The 17,300-nt window shown below is 51.0% G+C and carries 14 protein-coding genes and 5 tRNA genes; 17 read left to right on the top strand and 2 right to left on the bottom strand.

Annotated features, from left to right (window positions below):
- Positions 1 to 13: 13 nt before the first annotated feature.
- Together QSJ80_RS15245 and folD are read right to left on the bottom strand one after the other, a co-directional pair.
- Positions 14 to 748: a pseudouridine synthase gene (locus tag QSJ80_RS15245; RefSeq protein WP_285765332.1), complete on the bottom strand. Its 735-nt coding sequence runs from the start codon at positions 746 to 748 to the stop codon at positions 14 to 16.
- Between the two features lie 15 nt (positions 749 to 763).
- Positions 764 to 1,615 carry a bifunctional methylenetetrahydrofolate dehydrogenase/methenyltetrahydrofolate cyclohydrolase FolD gene (folD, locus tag QSJ80_RS15250; RefSeq protein ID WP_285765333.1) on the bottom strand — a complete coding sequence of 284 codons (852 nt, stop codon included), beginning with the start codon at positions 1,613 to 1,615 and terminating at the stop codon, positions 764 to 766.
- Between the two features lie 307 nt (positions 1,616 to 1,922).
- Between folD and QSJ80_RS15255 the strand changes: the two genes are divergently transcribed.
- The 17 genes from QSJ80_RS15255 to QSJ80_RS15335 all read left to right on the top strand — a co-directional run bounded on the left by QSJ80_RS15255 (position 1,923) and on the right by QSJ80_RS15335 (position 17,171).
- A tRNA-Pro gene (locus QSJ80_RS15255) sits at positions 1,923 to 1,999 on the top strand.
- 22 nt (positions 2,000 to 2,021) lie between these two features.
- A tRNA-Arg gene (locus tag QSJ80_RS15260) sits at positions 2,022 to 2,098 on the top strand.
- 97 nt (positions 2,099 to 2,195) lie between these two features.
- Positions 2,196 to 2,271: transfer RNA gene (locus QSJ80_RS15265), tRNA-His, on the top strand.
- Positions 2,272 to 2,421: 150 nt separating this feature from the next.
- Complete coding sequence (cysC, locus tag QSJ80_RS15270) at positions 2,422 to 3,048, top strand: adenylyl-sulfate kinase (RefSeq protein ID WP_285765334.1); 627 nt, start codon at positions 2,422 to 2,424, stop codon at positions 3,046 to 3,048.
- A 259-nt stretch (positions 3,049 to 3,307) separates the two neighbouring features.
- A complete protein-coding gene (locus QSJ80_RS15275; protein WP_285765335.1) occupies positions 3,308 to 5,641 on the top strand; it encodes a DUF6351 family protein in 2,334 nt (777 codons plus the stop codon).
- Positions 5,642 to 5,837: 196 nt separating this feature from the next.
- Positions 5,838 to 5,913, top strand: a tRNA-Val gene (locus QSJ80_RS15280).
- A 39-nt stretch (positions 5,914 to 5,952) separates the two neighbouring features.
- Positions 5,953 to 6,029 (top strand) — tRNA-Asp (locus QSJ80_RS15285).
- A 184-nt stretch (positions 6,030 to 6,213) separates the two neighbouring features.
- On the top strand, positions 6,214 to 7,122 hold the full coding sequence (locus QSJ80_RS15290; protein WP_285765336.1) for a 1-aminocyclopropane-1-carboxylate deaminase/D-cysteine desulfhydrase: 909 nt from the start codon (positions 6,214 to 6,216) through the stop codon (positions 7,120 to 7,122).
- 231 nt (positions 7,123 to 7,353) lie between these two features.
- Positions 7,354 to 8,226, top strand: a complete 873-nt coding sequence (locus tag QSJ80_RS15295) for an NAD(+) kinase (protein ID WP_285765337.1) — start codon at positions 7,354 to 7,356, stop codon at positions 8,224 to 8,226.
- An 87-nt stretch (positions 8,227 to 8,313) separates the two neighbouring features.
- The gene (locus QSJ80_RS15300; protein ID WP_285765338.1) at positions 8,314 to 9,072 is read left to right on the top strand and encodes an ABC transporter permease; all 759 of its coding nucleotides are present in this window, start codon (positions 8,314 to 8,316) and stop codon (positions 9,070 to 9,072) included.
- A gap of 2 nt (positions 9,073 to 9,074) precedes the next feature.
- A complete protein-coding gene (locus QSJ80_RS15305; protein WP_285765339.1) occupies positions 9,075 to 9,848 on the top strand; it encodes an ABC transporter ATP-binding protein in 774 nt (257 codons plus the stop codon).
- Entirely contained in the window at positions 9,845 to 10,783 is a 939-nt protein-coding gene (locus tag QSJ80_RS15310; protein WP_285765340.1) for a glycosyltransferase family 2 protein, read from the top strand. The genes QSJ80_RS15305 and QSJ80_RS15310 overlap by 4 nt, the downstream gene beginning before the upstream one ends.
- On the top strand, positions 10,776 to 11,600 hold the full coding sequence (locus QSJ80_RS15315) for a glycosyltransferase (RefSeq protein WP_285765341.1): 825 nt from the start codon (positions 10,776 to 10,778) through the stop codon (positions 11,598 to 11,600). The genes QSJ80_RS15310 and QSJ80_RS15315 overlap by 8 nt, the downstream gene beginning before the upstream one ends.
- A 4-nt stretch (positions 11,601 to 11,604) precedes the next feature.
- Positions 11,605 to 13,398: a glycosyltransferase family 2 protein gene (locus tag QSJ80_RS15320; protein WP_285765342.1), complete on the top strand. Its 1,794-nt coding sequence runs from the start codon at positions 11,605 to 11,607 to the stop codon at positions 13,396 to 13,398.
- A gap of 23 nt (positions 13,399 to 13,421) precedes the next feature.
- A complete protein-coding gene (locus tag QSJ80_RS15325) occupies positions 13,422 to 14,390 on the top strand; it encodes a sulfotransferase family 2 domain-containing protein (RefSeq protein WP_285765343.1) in 969 nt (322 codons plus the stop codon).
- A gap of 326 nt (positions 14,391 to 14,716) precedes the next feature.
- Complete coding sequence (locus QSJ80_RS15330) at positions 14,717 to 16,459, top strand: glycosyltransferase (protein WP_285765344.1); 1,743 nt, start codon at positions 14,717 to 14,719, stop codon at positions 16,457 to 16,459.
- A gap of 13 nt (positions 16,460 to 16,472) precedes the next feature.
- Positions 16,473 to 17,171 (top strand): glycosyltransferase family A protein, encoded by a 699-nt coding sequence (locus QSJ80_RS15335; protein WP_285765345.1) that lies wholly within the window; start codon positions 16,473 to 16,475, stop codon positions 17,169 to 17,171.
- The last annotated feature ends 129 nt before the right edge of the window (positions 17,172 to 17,300 follow it).

Here is a 17,300-nt window from a genome sequence, read left to right on the forward strand (position 1 = left end):
TGTGGGTGCCGGTCTAGTGGGCGCGGGGTAGCGCGTTTTCCCAGCCGAATACTTCGAGCGCCCGTTCCCAGTTGGTATCGGGCTCGGCGCGGCATTTCACCAATTCGCCAGTGAAGGGATGACGGAACCGGATCACCAGGGCATGGAGGTAGAGGCCCCGTATACCGAGCTGTTCGGCAAAGTAGCGGTTGTGAACGCCTTTGCCATGTTTGGCGTCGCCAATAATCGGGTGGCTGATATGTTTCAGGTGCCGGCGGATCTGGTGGCGCCGGCCGGTCAGGGGCATTGCGGCGACCAGCGAATAGCGGCTGACCGCGTAGCGTTCCAACGCGATCGGGAATTCGCCTCTGGCCAGGCACACAACCCGGGTCTGCGCCGCCTGTGCGGCTGCATCACCTTCAGCGCTGCGACGCACGCTCGGGTCTTTTTCACGGATGGCATGATCGATAAAGGCCCGCTGCGGTGCATGCCCCCGGACGAGGGCGATGTAGACCTTGCGTACCGAGTCCCAGTTTTCGGAGAGGCTGCGGGCAGCCTCCGGGGATTTACCAAATACCAGCGTCCCTGAGGTAGGTTTGTCGAGACGGTGTACCGGATAGACCCGCTGGCCGATCATGTCGCGGACAATCTGCAGCGCAAAGCGGGTCTCGTGTTTGTCGATTGGGGAGCGATGTACGAGGAGGCCCCGCGGCTTGTTGACGACAACATAGTGCTCGTCTTCAAACAGTATTTCGGGATCCCTGTTCATTTTCAGGCTGGTTCCTTAGCCCTTACCCAGCTTGCGCTCGCCGGAATCCACGGACTGGTATATCAGGGTGTTGATGGTCATGGGGCCGACACCCCCGGGCACCGGCGTAACCGCGCTGGCGCGGTCCATTAGCGGGCCGAGTTCAATATCACCGATACCGCCGGGGTGGTAACCGGCATCTACAACGACAGCGCCATCCTTGATCCAGTCGGCGCGGATAAATTCTGGCTTGCCCACCGCACCGACGATCACGTCGGCACCCTTGATGATTTCCGGCAGGTTTTGCGTGCGCGAGTGGCAGATGGTTACGGTAGCATTGGCATTCAGCAGCATCATCGCCATCGGCTTGCCGAGAATGGGGCTGCGTCCAACCACTACGGCATGCTTGCCTTCCAGTTCAACATCGTAGGCCTCCAGCAGCCGCATAATGCCCTTGGGGGTTGCGCAACCGTAAGCTTCTTCACCCATCGCCATGCGGCCGAAGCCGAGGCAGGTGACTCCGTCTACGTCTTTCTCCAGCGCAATGGCATCGAAGCAGGCGCGCTCATCAATCTGGTGCGGCACCGGGTGCTGCAGCAGGATGCCGTGCACGTCCGGGTTTTCGTTCAGTTCGTGGATCTTGGCCAGCAGCTCCTCGGTGGTGGTAGAAGAGGGCAGTTCGACCTGCAGGGAGTCCATGCCGATGCGGCGGCAGGCGTTCCCCTTCATCTTTACGTAAGTGGCGGAGGCCGGATCGTCGCCAACCAGGATGGTGGCAAGGATTGGCGTGCGTTCTCTGCTAACTTCTTTGAGTTGCGCGACGCGCCGGGAGAGTTCCTGTTCGGTTTTCTGGGCCAGAGCCTTGCCGTCAAGAATGGTTGCGCTCATTTGCGATCCTGCAGAACTGAGAAAAGGGCGCTATTTTGTCATAACGCCTTGGTTTTAGGCCAGTGGCGAGCCATTCACAAAGTGAGCCAGTGTGGCCCCGGGGGCGCACCTGATCAAAAAGTGAATGACTGTCCGCGCTCCGTGAAAGCAGAGCAAATTTGTTGAAAAATAATAGCTTACGGACGTTGACTCACTATGGGGGCATGAGTATTATGCGCACCACTCAAACGGCGCCGCGGTTGAAAACTGCGACACCGGGAGAGGCAGACAGACCTGAACAGATGGTCAGGAATGTAGGTGAAAGTGTCGGGGCATAGCGCAGTCTGGTAGCGCGCCTGCTTTGGGAGCAGGATGTCGGGGGTTCGAATCCCTCTGCCCCGACCAATTTTCGGGTTTGTTTACGCATGCGCCCGTAGCTCAGTTGGATAGAGCATCCGCCTTCTAAGCGGACGGTCGCAGGTTCGAATCCTGCCGGGCGCGCCATTCGCTCCAGGCTTCGAATAATCGGTCTCTCCCCGTGTTCAGCGAGAGTGGCCGGCAAGGACGAATGTTGCTAGCGTAAATTTATACCCATCCAATGGTGGCCGTAGCTCAGTTGGTAGAGTCCAGGATTGTGATTCCTGTTGTCGCGGGTTCGATCCCCGTCGGCCACCCCATTTCCCCCTCTCGTTGTTTTTCCCAGTCAGCACCAGATGGTCAGCTGCACGCCTCCTGCGTTGCTTTTCATAAAGCCGATTTTCAGCGACAATAGCGCCCTTAATTTCTGGCCATTTGCGCCTTTTAACTGTTTTCAGGGAGTTTTTGACGTGGGTTTTACCGTAGAGAAAAAAGCAACGAACGTGCACTGGCACGAGGGTGAAATCAAGCGCACGGACCGCGCTGCCATTCTGGGTCACAAAGGCGCCACTCTGTGGTTCACCGGCCTGTCCGGCTCCGGCAAAAGCACCGTCGCAGTTGCGGTTGAGAAGGCGCTGGCCGCACGTGGCGTGCTGTCTTACCGTCTCGATGGCGACAATGTGCGCCTGGGCATTAATGCCAACCTGGGCTTTTCCGCGGAAGACCGCCACGAGAACATCCGTCGCGTGGGTGAAATCTCCAAGTTGTTCGCAGACGCCGGCACCATTGTTCTGAGCAGCTTCATCAGCCCTTACATCGGCGATCGCGAAAAGGTACGCGCCATCCACGAGCAGGGTGACCTGGATTTCTTCGAGGTATTCGTGGACTGTTCGCTCGAATCTGCGGAGGCGCGCGACCCGAAGGGCCTGTACAAGAAGGCCCGTGCCGGTGAAATCAAAGGCTTTACCGGTATCGATGACCCCTATGAGGCGCCGGGGAAAGCTGAAATCCACCTGCGCTCTGACCAGCAGAGCCTGGAAGAAGAAGTCGAGATTGTGCTCAAGGCGCTGGAAAAGGCCGGTATTATTCCGGGCTGATTACAGGAGAGAGCATCTCACGTCCCGCAGTGGTGCAATGCTGCTGCGGGCGACTCATTCACCGCGCTTACTTTCGTAAAATTCATCTCCCGGTTAAATTTCCTTCGCAAATTTCCCGACCGTGTTGTGTAAAAGTTCACAGCTCGCTTGACCTGTGCGCGCATTCGATTCATGACGCGCCAGCCGCCCGGCAATTCCACCGCCAACACATATACTCATAGCAAAGGTATGCGTGCATAAATAAAGGTAGGAGGCCGTTATGTTGTCTCGTCGGGGGTGGATATTCTGGAGTCTGACCGGGCTTGTTGTTGCGTTGCTGGCAGCCGCTCGCTACGGATATGAACAGTTGCCAAGGCTGCCGGACACACCGGATGCGCCGGTGGTGGGTGTGCCTGAGGGCGCTTTGGATCGAAGCCCCCAACCAGCTTATACCGGTCCACATCCCAGGGTGATGGAACGCCCGAATGAAACCTTTCAGTTTCCTATTCGCATAGGTGAGACCGGCCCGGTCGAGCCACTCTTCGCCGGCCCAAACAGCTACCCATTTTATTGCGGCCGCAATAAAGAAACGGACCTGCAACCGTTGGTTGATAACCAGGACGGTCATGGTGTGCCCGTTTATGCACTCGATGACGAAGGTCAGCGTACCGAGGAAATCGTCGGCTACAGCAAGGACTGCGCACATGAAACCTACGCTGGCTATTACTATCGCAGCAGCCTGAACGGAAAATTTTATCCGCTGGAGGATCTCGACAGGGCGACGGATGACATTGCAAAAATCACCGTAAACGGCAAGGAGATAGACTTTGTCGTACGCCTTGAGACCGGGACCATCAATCGGTTCTTCTATGCCATTGCAGTGCTGCGCGGTGAAGGTGAAACACTTGAACGGCCGGCTGGTACCCACTGGAATCAGCGCCTGATCTACCAGTTCCGCGGCGGGGTTGGTATTGGCCGCAGGCAGGGGAATATCAAGCATCACGACCTGTTGAAACGTCGGGCGGACCAGCTCGCACGTGGTTATGCGATTGTCTATTCCACTGCAAACCAGACCAGTAACCACTACGACATCTGGTTGGCGGAAGACAGTGCATTGCGCCTGAAAAAGCAGTTTTCCGCGCTGTATGGCCAGCCGCTTTACACCGTCGGCATTGGTGGTTCCGGTGGAGGCATACAGCAATACCTGCTTGCGCAGAACAACCCTGAAGTGATCGACGCCGCGATTCCGCTGTACTCCTACCCGGACATGGTGACACAGACCATTTACGTGTTTGACTGCGAGCCGCTTGAATACTTCTTCGATGTGGTCGATCGGGACAATCCTCGCTGGCGTAAATCCAGTGAGCGTAGCGTGGTGCAGGGACTTTCATATAACAACGACATGGGCAACCGCTTTACCGCACTGGAAAATGCGGCCGGCTACCTGAGTGATAAATTCGACTATCCACGTCAGGGTTCCACAGAGTGCGTCAATGGGTGGCGCGGACTGGTGCCGTTGGTCAATAACCCGCGTTTTGTGCATTTTGCGCGTAATTATGCCAAGCCGGTGCGTCGCAACACACACTGGACCCACTGGGAAGACCTGAAGCGTTTTTATGGCGTGGGTGAAGATGGTTATGCCAACAGTACCTGGGATAACGAGGGTGTGCAGTATGGGCTGGAAGCGCTCAAGGCCGGCGAGCTTTCAGTGGAGAAGTTCATTCAGTTGAATGCCTCCATTGGTGGCTGGAAGCCGCCAACCGAGCAGCAGGGGGAGAAGCTCTGGTTTATGAACGGTGATCTTTTACCGATGGAGTTGTCATTGTGGAGTGACCACAACATGGTCAAGGGCAGCGTCGATGCGCCGGCCCCGCGCAGCCGGGCCAACCTTGATGCCATTGAAGGTGCTTACCGCTCCGGGCACGTGTTCCTCGGGCATGCAGAGATTCCGATCATCGACCTGCGCCACTACCTCGATAGTGAGCTGGATATGCATCACAGCCTGGCTTCGTTTTCCAGTCGCCTGCGCATCCAGCGAGCGCGCGGCCATGCAGACAACCACCTGATCTGGATGAGCCACAAGGACTACAACCCGCTGGATGATGCGCTGGCCACGATCGATCGCTGGATGCTGCGGATTGCGGCGAACCCGGAGAATGGCATCGCCGGCAACAAGCCAATGGATGCTGCCGATCAGTGTTTCGCCGGGGATGGTGCCATCATCGCACGAGGCTCGGACGTCTGGGATGGCGCCTGGAATGGCCGCGCGCAGGGCGCCTGCATGCAGGAATACCCCAGTTACCGTACGCCTCGTGAAGTCGCGGGGGGCCCGGTAGAAGGGGACCTGTTCAAGTGCGCGTTACAGCCGGTAGAGGATGCAGTAAATAGCGGCGTATACGGTAACGTCGACCTGAGCAATTATTTGCCTAACCTCAAGCGGATCTTTCCGACGGGGGTTTGCGACTATTCCAGAAACGGTCCGGGTGTACCCCGGGTCGCGCTGATACCAACTTCCGGCCAGGTAAAAGTAGTAGGGCGTGGCATCCCGGTAGACTACCGTTTGTCCGGCGGTCAGCAGCTTGTGGAAGACAGTGGTTCAGTCAGTGGGGATTAGGCCGTCAAAAAGGCATTTATCTAACTCCCTGAAATTGAACGATTTTTGTCTGGACTGTCTGGTCGTTCCGCTGTGGGAGGGATAATTAGCCAGGCTGAAATTTAATTGCAAAAACTGGCGTGAATTTGTTTGACATGCCAATTCGATCCGGTATTATTCGCGTCGCTCGGGCAGGCAACGCCGCCCACACAGCAGCGGGTGGTTAGCTCAGCTGGGAGAGCATCGCCCTTACAAGGCGAGGGTCGCAGGTTCGATCCCTGCACCACCCACCACTTCTTTCACTGCGTGACAGAAAGAAGTGCACCACATGCGGACCGGTAGTTCAGTTGGTTAGAATGCCGGCCTGTCACGCCGGAGGTCGCGGGTTCGAGTCCCGTCCGGTCCGCCATACAAACAAAAAAGCCCGATGCGAAAGCATCGGGCTTTTTTGTTTGTATCCCGTACGGCTCGAACCCGCGAAGCGGGTTTCGACCAGCAAACGCTAGCGTTTGCGCAGGACGCCGGCTCTGCCGGCGCCCGAAGGGCGAAGGCCAGAATGGCCTGAGTCAGTCCCGTCCGTGTATCCTGCTTGAATGAAAAACTTCCTACCCGCCGGCTACCTATCCGATCTCTCCCTGGAGCACTTCCGCAGCGCCGCCGAAGCTATCCCATACCAGCAAATCCAACACCTTCTATTTGTCGAGCACGATATTAGTGTCTGGATCCGTCGCGACGACCTGATCGATCCGGTAATCAGTGGCAATAAAGCTTACAAGCTGCTCTTCAGCCTCCTGGAGGCTCGGGCGTCAGGACAAAGGAAAATCGTCTCCTGCGGCGGGGCCTGGTCCAATCATCTTCATGCGCTGGCCGCTGCAGGCAAACGCTTCGGTTTTGGAACTGTGGGTATCGTGCGCGGAGAGCGACCGGCCAGGCTCTCCGCAATGCTGCAGGACGCCGAACGCTGGGGAATGCAATTGCAGTTCGTTTCGCGCGCGGATTACCGGCAGCGCTACAAACCGGATTTTGCTGCGTCACTGGGTTACGCCGATGCGTGTTGGGCCCCGGAAGGTGGCGACAACGATTTGGGCGAGCAGGGAGTGCGTTTTTTGGGGGAGGTGATAAAGCATACGTCGCCAGTGAGTTTCGATGCCGTTTACTGTGCGGCTGGCACTGGGGCTACAGCGCGTGGTCTCGCAGCAGCCGGTCTACCGGTTTGTGGAGTGCCGGTGCTTAAAATTCCAGCAGAAGAATTACAGCAGGGCGCGCAAGGGTTGGATTGGCTTGAAGGCATGCACTGTGGTGGCTACGGAAAGTGCCCGCGCTACCTAGTGGAATTCCAGCGGGATTTTGAGCTGCAAGCCGGAATACCGATGGATCCGGTCTATACCGCAAAGCTGCTTTACGGGGTCTGTCAGCAGATTGGATATGGATCGATCAAAAAAGGGTCAAACTTGCTTTTTCTGCATAGTGGCGGCTTGCAGGGATCACGCGGGTATCCGTAATTTCGGCAGGCGATATCATCAATTCTGTGATTGAAAAGTAGACAGTGAGATTAAAATTCAATCTCTAAACGCATGAAACCTGACTGTAATAATTCGTAAGATCCATTTCCTCGACGCTCTCCTCTGAAACCGGCATAATTGCCCATTCGCCGAAAATTAGAAAATGCTGAAAAAACAGTAGCTTGGTGTGGCGAACTAGCAGAATTTGGGGAAGATCAGGGGAGAGATCTTTTGGGGGAATTCAGTCGAATCGGCTTGGTCGGGCGTACCGGAAGTCCGAGTGCTGTATCCACGCTCAAACGCACCTTGCGTTATCTTGAGCGTGAAGCGTACGACGTTGTGCTCGAGGAGAACACTGCGAAGCAGCTACCTGCGCGTGACGTACCCACCTGTCCCCGTGAAAAACTCGGTGAGTCCTGCGACCTTGTTATTGTTGTAGGCGGCGATGGCAGCCTGCTTGGCGCGGCCCGCGCGCTTGCCAAGCACAGCGTGCCGTTACTGGGTATCAACCGTGGTCGCCTCGGCTTCCTCACCGACATTACCCCTGATCAGATCGAACAGAAAGTAGGCGATGTTCTCGCAGGTAAATACCTGGCCGAAAGCCGTTTCCTGTTAAGCATGTCTGTCATGCGCGATGGGGAGCTGGTGGGGCAGGGTAGTGCACTGAATGATATCGTACTGCACCCGGGTGAACTCATCCGCATGATCGAGTTCGATCTCTATATCGATGGGCAGTACGTATATACACAGCGGTCTGACGGGTTGATCACATCGACCCCAACCGGCTCGACTGCGTATGCATTGTCCGGTGGCGGGCCCATCATGCATCCGAAACTGGATGCAATAGTCGTGGTCCCAATGAACCCCCACACCCTGAGTAGTCGGCCCATCGTTGTAGAGGGCAGCAGCGAGTTGAAGCTTGTTGTGACTTCGGAAAACACCGCAAACCCGATGGTGACCTGTGATGGGCACGATTCGGTGGTGACAAAACCGGGTGATGAGATTCGGATCCACAAGCATCCACACCGGATGACATTGGTACATCCGCTGGATCACAATTTTTATGAGACCTGTAGGTCGAAGTTGAACTGGCATAGTAGTTAACTGAATTAGAACGCAAGGACAAAGCAGTGTATCGAAACTGTTCTTGCGGGTAGATAACCAGATGCGGTTCGTAGGAAGAGGTGCTCTATGAACAAGATTGATTACCCAGCTCTGACTAGTTATTTGTTCTGGTCAGAACTGAAGTCCGACATGAACAAGTTTATGCTTGGGGCGCTCTGGTGGGTTCTTGAGCCTGCGCTGTATGTGGCAGTGTTCTATTTTCTTTTTGCTGAACTTAGGGGGAGGGCGGATTTTGCGCTTGTATTGGTTTGCGGGATTGTCACATGGCAATGGCTGATTGGTATCATAACGAGCGGCGCGAGCTCAGTTTTAAAAAAGAAAAACCTAGTTCAGAACTTCAGGGTTCACCCGTTCGCGTTTCCCGTGGTTATTTTGCTGGTCAATACGTTTAAGTACGGGGTCGTACTCAGTTTTGCGATTGCGCTGTTTATTTGGAAGGATGCATTTAATCCTGGCACAGCGGTTGATTTTGGGCTTTGGTTTTCTGCCGCAATTATCACTGCATTTTCCTATGCGGTTCTTTTTAGCGTCGCGACGCCATTTTTCCCCGATTTACAGATGGTAATTTCCCGGGCGGCAATGCTCATGATGTTTCTATCAGGGGTGATTTTCCCGATATCTCAAATGTCTCCCGAAGCTCAGGCGCTCCTTTACTGGAATCCGTTTGCGCATTTGATCGAGGGCGTTAGGGATCTACTCCTGTATGGTGAAGCGGGTGATCGCCAGAAATTGCTAATAATTTTGGTGTCTCATATACCGATTCTCCTAATTTCTTATACGTTGCTAAGTAGGCTACGTGGTGAAATTCCGAAAAGGTTGGTGTGAAAATGGTGCAGCCGATCCTTGAGTTAGAAAATGTTTCACTTCTTTATAAAAGTGGATTCAATTTCCTTCGTGCCCGGAAGAAGATTGCATTAGAAAGTATATCCTTGCAAGTTTGCCCGGGAGACAAAATAGGGATTCTCGGGCGTAACGGTGCAGGTAAAAGTAGCCTGCTTAAATTACTGGCCGGTATCTATAAACCCGACAGCGGAACGCTCTCGGTAACTGGGAATATCCGCTCAGCGTTCATCGGTCTACAGCATGGATTTGTGCCGTACTTAAGCGGCATAGATAATATCATGCTCACGGGTATATTGATGGGGATGTCCAGAGCCGAGATTCATGGCAAGCAAAGGGAAATTATCGAATACTCTGAAATCGGACATAACATTCTAGAGCCTATCTATAGTTACTCCGCAGGCATGAAAGCAAGGCTAGCCTTTGCGATCTCCGTATTTTCAGAGCCGGACATATTGTTGATCGATGAAGCTATGTCTGTTGGAGATCGGGCCTTCAGGAAGAAATCCCAAGAAAAAATAAGTGAGCTGATCGCGAGTGATGCGGCTGTGATACTTGTGTCGCATGAACCTGGGTTGGTCAACAATGTCTGCTCCAAAGCTTTGTGGCTCGAACAAGGGCGGATTATCAGCAGTGGCGACAGCGCGGCGGTTGCTGAACAATACAAATCCTCATTTGACTCTCGAATCCGGACGCGGAGCTCCGAAGAAAGGAAAGGTGATGGCTCCGAGTCGGTGGCCGGACTCTCTGAGGGCATATGAAACCTGTCGCCGCCACACTTGCTGGAATAATCACATTTAATCCTGAGGAAAAGACTCTGGGTGCTCTGCTCGAACGTCTGGCGCTGGATGATTGTGACATCGTAGTTTTTGATAACGGCTCAAGTAATCTCGATGCTATTCGCGCGTGTTGCAGCCGTATCAATGGCTGCGCACTGATTGAAAGCGCTCAAAACGTTGGTGTTTCAGGTGCTGGCAATGAATTGTTCCGTATTGCTATCGACCAGGGTCGTCAGTACGTTGTCCTCTTTGATCAGGATTCGATCCCTGGCGAGGGGTACTGTAAGAGGTTGGCTGAGGTGATCGGTCAGCCCAGTAATACAGATGTTGCCGGGGTTGGCGGTGCCCAGTTGTGCCGCTATACAGATAAATTGCAGCCCTTCATCCGATTTTCCAGTTGGGGCGTTAGTAAAAAAAATCCAGACTCGGCAGGTGGGCCTGTAGAAGCAGACTTCCTGATCACCTCGGGAACTTTGATTTCTATTTCCCACCTGAAAGACCTGGGCGGCTTTGATCAAGACCTTTTTATCGATAACGTCGATGTAGAATGGTGTGCACGAGCGCTTGTCCAAGACTATCGATTACTTGGAGTGCCAAGTGTCCAGTTTACTCATGCAATTGGTGAAGGGCATTCCAGGTTGGCAGGAATTAGTTTGGCAAAAGTGCACTCCCCATTCCGTACTTTCTATATCTGGCGAAATGTCTTGAGCCTTCTACGACGGAATTACATTCATAGGGCCTGGAAGATTAACGCTTGTGTGCGGATGGTATTGAAACTGGTCTTCTTGTTTTTTGTTTCCTCGGATCGAATGGTGCATTTGAAGGCAGCTATTCGGGGGGTAAGGGAGATGCAACAGAAGAAGTCTCTGTCGGATGTCAGAAGCCAAGCGACAGAAGGTTGGGGTGTCCGTGTCTAGCCTGGCTGTTGGTGTTGTTTGTCACGATACAGATATCGCGGTTATAGAAGCCTGCGTCGCGTCAATATATTCAGAGTTCAAGGGGGCTTTGGAAAGGGGGACCCTTCACTCGGCAGAGGTGTTAATTCTGGATAACTCTGGAAATGCGCAGTATGCACGAAGGCTTCGCGAAATGTCGGCTAAACTCAATGCGCGCTTTGGTAGAAAGCCCGAAATCCGGGACTCTAAAAATAACGGGTTTGGCGCTGGCCACAATGAGCTGGCTGGGTTGGCTTCCGCGGAATTTTATTTGATTGCCAACCCTGATTTGAAATTTGAAGCTGGCTCGATCGGTGCAGCGCTTCGGGCGCTAAGCGATGGCTCGATAGCGGCAGTGATGCCCGCTGTAGTGGCAGAGAGCGGAGGGGATCAGAGGCTTCATTTCAAGAAGTTCGGGCTCCTTACGATAGCAGCTCGCTCGATCTTGAGTACACCGCTAAAAATGCTTGGCTCGAGGCGAGTGGAGCGAGCGCGTTTGCCCATGACGCGTCAAATTTATGACAGGCGAACGAGCGTAGTGTTTTCCGGTTGTTGCATGTTGTACCGACGGGGCGATTTTCTGACATTAGGTGGCTTTGACGAGAAGTTTTTTCTTTATTTTGAGGACTACGACCTTTCACTTAGAACGCTGGCGAATGCCAACGTCTTGCTGGAACCGGAGTTTAGGGTTTCGCATGCCGGGGGGAATGCCTCCAAGAAGAGCATATTCCATATCAATAGGTTCGTGTGGTCTGCATTAAGATTTTTCCGGCGCTACCCCAAATATATTTTTACTTAAAGATATGCTTATCAATTTCATAAAAGCTAGGGTTTTTGTCTCAGACCTGGCATTTCGATTAGCCTCCTGGATACCCAAGGAATGCCGTGCTGCCGTTAAGGAAAACTGCCTGATACAAAACATATTTCGCGTGATCAAAAGTCGTGAATTTGTAGAGCAGCATTCTCTGAAGGTTCTGAGCGAGCGCCAAGAGGCAGATTTGAGAGGCCTGCCACTACCCGAAACGCCGTTGACTCAGCATAGTATACAGGTTGTCATCGATGCGCAGCACGCATCGCATACGGATGTCGAGGTAACAGTCAATTCAATATTGAATCAGGATTATCCGGCGGCTGGGATTTCAATTGTCGGAATGACCTCTGGCGATTGGGAGTCCTCTCGCCTGCAGAATTCTCAATGCAAAATTTTGCAGACTCCGGTATTCGATCAGGTGTTTTGGCGATCAACTGTATCGGACAGTAAGTCTGGCGAATACCTGATGATGGTTCACGCAGGGGATTGCTTGTCCAGGCACTCGCTGAAAGCCTTCATGTGCGAAGCCGTGGAACACCCAGAGTGCGATGCTTTCTACAGTGATGTGATAATTTGCAGAGGAAGCAAGCCGGTTGCAGAATGCCGCCCAGCGTTTTGTCCTGATTATCTGCGGGAATATAACTATATCGCATCGTCCGTCGTGTTCAGTAAGGGAGCTATTGAAAATGCACTCTTTACTGACTATGGGGATGTTCTTTCAGCAGAGGCTCTGAATCACACATGCTTGCTCCATATCGCTGGTAATCACGGACGCGTAGCTCACCTCCCATATTTCCTTTTGGAGGATGGGAACTCTGAAGGGCCTGATGCGAAGAAATTTTCGAAGCTCGCTAGGCAGGTTTTAGAAGAGCTTGGCATTAGAGAGGGGTATAGTGTCGAGGATGGTGAGTTCAGTGAGGTAGTGCGTGTCGACTGGAATCCGCCGGCCGACGCTCCTCTGGTAAGCATTATTATTCCAACGAAAGATCAGTTGGATTTACTTTGTCAGTGTATCAATTCGGTTTTTCAGAAAACCAGTTGGGAAAACTTTGAAATCATCATAGTCAATAACCAGTCCGCACAGAAGGAAACTCAAGACTACCTTGAGATGGTTTCCGGCTTTCCAAAAGTAAAAGTACTCGATTATTCTAAGCCGTTTAATTACTCTGCAATTAATAATTTTGCAGTATCGAAAGCAGAGGGTGAATTTATTGTCCTTCTGAATAATGATGTTGAGGTGATCAGTCCAGATTGGCTCAGCATCATGCTGGGCCAAGCGGCGCGTGAGGAAGTGGGTTGCGTAGGTGCAAATCTTTTCTTTCCTGACGATACACATCAACACGCAGGGGTCATTGTTGGCTACGGAGGTGTGGCGGGGCATGCGCACAAGTTCTTTGAGCGCGGTCATCGAGGTTATATGAACCGCTTAATTTGCACCCAAAATTATTCTGCGGTAACGGCCGCATGCCTGCTTATTAGTAAGAAAAAGTTCCTTGAGCTCGGCGGCCTGGATGAAGTCAATCTCACGGTTGCCTTTAATGACGTTGACCTCTGTTTGAAAGCCGCAGCCAAAGGCTATCTGAATGTCTGGGTTCCAGGCGCGATGCTTTACCATCATGAATCTGTTTCTAGGGGAAGCGACAAATTTGGCGAGGCGAAGATTCGTTTTTTGAACGAAATTGCATTTATGAAGAGTCGCTGGATTACTGACAAGTTTGAAGACAGGGCATATAACCGGAATTTAACTTTAAAAAGGGAAGACTTCTCATTGAAGAAGTTTTTCTAAGCTAGTATTTTTGGAAAGTAGATATGTTTTTTAGGAAAAGTATTCGGCTAAACGGTACGTATTTGTTTGTCCATATCCCTAAGACTGCAGGTACGAGTGTTCGTTTTGCTTTGAGGGAATCTTTGGGGCGATCAAAGGTTGTCCAGGATTATGGTGACGTTTCTGAGGAAACGGATCGTGTTGTCTTGGATTACGTTTATCGTCATCGCGATGTATATTCACTATTTCAAACTGAAGAATTAAAGAGTGCCAATTTTTTGTTGGGTCATTTCCCAGTTCGAAAATACTGCGGCGCCTGTCAGGTGAAAAATATATTTACGTTTGTCCGAGAGCCCTTTGAGCGAGTAGTTTCTTCTTACTTACACAAGGTTAGAAATAAGAACTTGAATTGTTCGTTTGAAGAATATTTTCGGCGCCCTGGAAGTCAGAATGTTCAGGCGAGACTGATGTCGGGTGTGCCAATCGAAGCTATCGGGTTCGTTGGTGTCACATCTAGATATGCCGAGTCATTAGAGCTCTTATCGAAAATCGTCGGGTTCCAAGTACCTCTTCTGAAGAAAAACGTGGCGCCGGAGTCTAAAAACTCAAGCAATATAGATCCTTTCGAGAAGTTCCGGCCGGAAGTATTGAGCCTGAACGATTCAGACTGTGAGCTCTACAAGCTAAGTAATGAAATACTTGATAAAAGGTTGCGATACGAAAAGTTCGGCCAGATATTCGCTCATGCAAAATCGTGGCGTGATCGGAATGGCGTTCCGGTCGGCTGGGCTTACTATGATGAAAATTCTCCACCTCCTGTTGTTCAATTATTGAATAGTGAAGGAGAGAGTATCGATGAAATGCCTGCGACTTTACATCGACCTGACTTGGCGGCTCTAAAGGTACCTAGGAGTGGTTTCGTTGGTTTTCGTTTTGAAAGTCCTGAAGCGATCAAATCTGGTGTTATGATTCAATTGGAAGAGAACGGCCAGAAGGTCGACCTTTCAGTATGAGATATGATGAGAGACCGCTTCCTCATACTAGTGCTTTTATCTTCGTCATGATGGCTCTGAGCACATCATTGAATACATTTATGAATTGCTCAATACTGCCTTGCTCGCCACGCATTCGTCGTAATTCGGATCAACCTATATTAGTGATCATAGCGATATGGCAGGAAAAATTTCTTTCGGGTTATCAGTAAGTGATTGCGAATAAATTGTCAAAACTTTTGTGGGCGATAGTTTTTCTTATTCCCGCATGGACCTATAGGATTTCCCCAAGAAGGTACTCTCTATTCAAATCTATATTTTCTAAGGCTTGGTATGAAAAAGAGTCAATGACTTCATTTGATTCCGACTTGGGTGCTGCACTTCACTTTATTTTTTGGGGAGGCCGAAAAGGTCTATCGCCCAGCCCGTTTTTTGATAGCGAGTATTATCTGAAAATGAGGGAGGGGGAAGAAACATTTGCTCCTGCTTTTTTTGATTGGATGAAGCATAGTCATCAGGATGGCGTGTGCTGCATTAGATTCTTCGATTCAAAGTTCTACCAGAATAAGTACGCAGATTTGGCAAATTATCCGTGTCAACTGTATCTACATTTTATACTTCACGGTGTGCTAGAGGGGCGACAGCCCAACCAGTTTTTGTCAAGGGATTTGTTGGTAAGAATTTTAGGCAAACAATGGGAAAGCCATGCTTTCAGTGAACTAATCGAAGTGGCTTTACGTAATTCATGCGATAGCCGAATTCAGCGGGCGCTATATCTAAACGGCGAACCTGAAACAGCGTTTGAGTTTGATCGACTTAGCAGTGGAGTGTTACTGGACATAATTTATAAAGCAAGCCAAATTCAGCCATTGATCAAGGCCTTTGGCCCCAAAAATCTTGTTGTCCCGAATGCGGCTCATGAAGCTGATGGCCGATACGTGCAGTCCTCTCACTTGGCGAGTCTATTGAAGGATAAGAGGTATACTATCGTTGTTGCAATGCCCCACTGCCGCGATAGTGGTGCAGCGAGGGTTGCATCTTGGTTGGTCAAAGCACTTGCAAATGCTTTGCCCGCAGACCAAATACTCATTGTGCGTACCGAGCTGCCCGATTTCGAACATCCTGACTGGTTTCCCGATTCAGTTGCCAATTTGGATCTCTCAAGCTGCTTCGCCGGGCTAAAATCTGGGGAGGCTGAAAGCTTGCTAGTTGAAATGCTTCGTGGGGTGGATTGCAAAATTTTTTTCAATGTTAACAGCCTTGTCTCCTGGCAAGCGATTAGCGTTTTTGGATCTCAGCTTTCCTCCACAATGAACTTAGTAAGCTATTTATTTTGCTATGATCGCGACTTATATGGTAATAGGGTCGGCTATCCGGCTCAGTTTTTTGATCAGACTGTTGACTATCATGAAGCCATCTTTGTTGACTCAGAATATTTACGCTCACGGCTGCTCACTCCGATATTTGCACGCTCTCCAATTACTAGAAAGGTCATAGTACTCAATACGCCGGTAGACCGGCCGGCTCGAGTGTGGCATAGGCCGGATGATTCTACGGTAGGTTTATCACGAAAGAAAAATATTTTTTGGGCGGGTAGATTTGATCGTCAAAAGAGATTCGATTTATTGTGTGAAATTGCCAATTTAATGCCGTATCACAATTTTAAAGTGTGGGGGCGAGAAGTTCTGGGAGGTGCGAGTATTCCGGATAAAATTCCAGATAATGTCGAGTGTTTTGGTCCATATGAAAACTTTGGAGATCTTCCGATATTTGATTGTGACTTGTGGCTCTATACTAGCGAGTGGGATGGGGTTCCGACATTACTGTTGGATGTAATGGCGGCAGGTGTCCCTATCGTAATGACAAAAGTCGAAGGTACGTCTGATCTGGCAGCTTCCGGCTATTGTTATAATGCCTCCCCTGATAGTGGAGCAGGAGAATACCAGCGAATAATCGACCACGTGTTTTCGAATTACGATACGGCGGTAAATTTCGCGGAAAAACAGCGGCAGTATGTGGAAGCTCGACATAGCTTCCAGGGTTATCAAAGCGAAATCACTAAAACTCTCTCGGCAGCTTCATTTGATTGAGGAGGCATAGAATTTGGATATTGCGGGAATATTGACCCTTCATGGTGAAGGCCTTTTACTGTCTAAATCCGCCTATAGTATGCTCGAAGCAGCTGAGGAAGCTCGGCGAAATGGACTGGTTGTTAACCTCTATGCTGTTTTTGATCGCCCAACAGAGCAGACAATCCAGATGGCGCCTGAATTAAAAGTGAGTGGGTTCAAAGTTCTAGAGTGTGATTTTGGGGACCAGGGGCAGGTCAGAAACTTTGCGGCGAGGTGTGTCTCTGAAAAATATGTTGCATTTTTGGATGGCGATGATCTTTGGAGTTTTAACTGGTTATGCGAAGCGTATTCGCTAGCAAAGAAGGATGCCAGTTATGTTGTACACCCTGAATTAAACCTTTTCTTTAATGGATCTGAAAATGTTGTTGTGCACCGGGATCAGAGGGACGATAGTTTTGAGATGGGCTACCTCAGGGTAGCCAATTATTGGGATGCGCTCTGCTTCGCACCTAGAGCTACTTACCTTGATGTGCCGTATGCTGATCGAGAACTAAAAGATGGTTTCGCCTACGAGGATTGGCTTTGGAATTGCGAAACGATTTTGAAAGGGTATACCCATGTAGTTGCCCGTGATACGGTGATATTCAAGAATCGTCGACTGGGCTCCCAAACCTTGGCGAGTAATATAAGGCGTGCGTTAATCAGGGATAATGAGTTGATGAAATATTAGGTTTTTCTGCTTACTGCGAGGCGGTAGTATGATTTTTTTAGAGAACAATAGATCCGGAACTTAACCCGTTTGGCAAGCCCCTAGTATCCTAGACACTCTTTAGCGTTACAATAACGCCAAAAGAGGCGC

The organism is Biformimicrobium ophioploci (genome assembly GCF_030270605.1).
In the GTDB taxonomy this organism is placed as follows: domain Bacteria; phylum Pseudomonadota; class Gammaproteobacteria; order Pseudomonadales; family Cellvibrionaceae; genus Biformimicrobium; species Biformimicrobium ophioploci.